The following is a 413-nucleotide window of genomic DNA, read 5'->3' as shown; positions in this document are numbered from 1 at the left end:
GGTGTTGAGACAACCGTCTGACATGTTCGAGTCAACGGGCTCGGGCGGTCGACGGAAGGAGTTCCTCATGGCACGCAGCACCACACGCCCCGTCGTCAAGCTGAAGTCGACGGCCGGCACCGGCGTCACCTACGTGACCCGCAAGAACCGTCTGAACGACCCAGACCGGCTGGCCTTGCGCAAGTACGACCCGGTGGCCGGCGCGCACGTTCTCTTCCGCGAGGAGCGCTGACCCCCGCGCACCCCGCACCCCTCGAAGAACACACTCCCCGCGAGGAGGAACACCCCATGAGGAACGGCATCCACCCCGTCTCCCGCCCCGTCGTCTTCCGCGACCGCGCGGCAGGCTTCCAGCTGCTCACCCGCTCCACCATCGACACGGAGCGGACGGTCGAGTGGGAGGACGGCACCAC

At 68.0% G+C, this 413-nt stretch carries 1 protein-coding gene and 1 pseudogene; both read left to right on the top strand.

All coding sequences use genetic code 11. The features are described 5' to 3' along the window. Positions 1–67: 67 nt before the first annotated feature. Complete coding sequence (gene rpmG, locus LG395_RS40980; protein ID WP_225814696.1) at positions 68–232, top strand: 50S ribosomal protein L33; 165 nt, start codon at positions 68–70, stop codon at positions 230–232. Between the two features lie 56 nt (positions 233–288). After that, a pseudogene (locus LG395_RS40975) lies at positions 289–413 on the top strand (50S ribosomal protein L31); the annotation flags it as partial.

The sequence above is a fragment of the Streptomyces spinosus genome (assembly GCF_020400655.1).
GTDB lineage: Bacteria > Actinomycetota > Actinomycetes > Streptomycetales > Streptomycetaceae > Streptomyces > Streptomyces argyrophylli.
Note: the sequence above shows the minus strand (reverse complement) of the source record. Positions and strands in the feature narration are given on the sequence as shown.

What these genes read in the sequence shown, in the direction of transcription:
- rpmG (WP_225814696.1), top strand. Translation starts at nt 68, where the DNA reads ATGGCACGCAGCACCACACGCCCCGTCGTCAAGCTGAAGTCGACGGCC.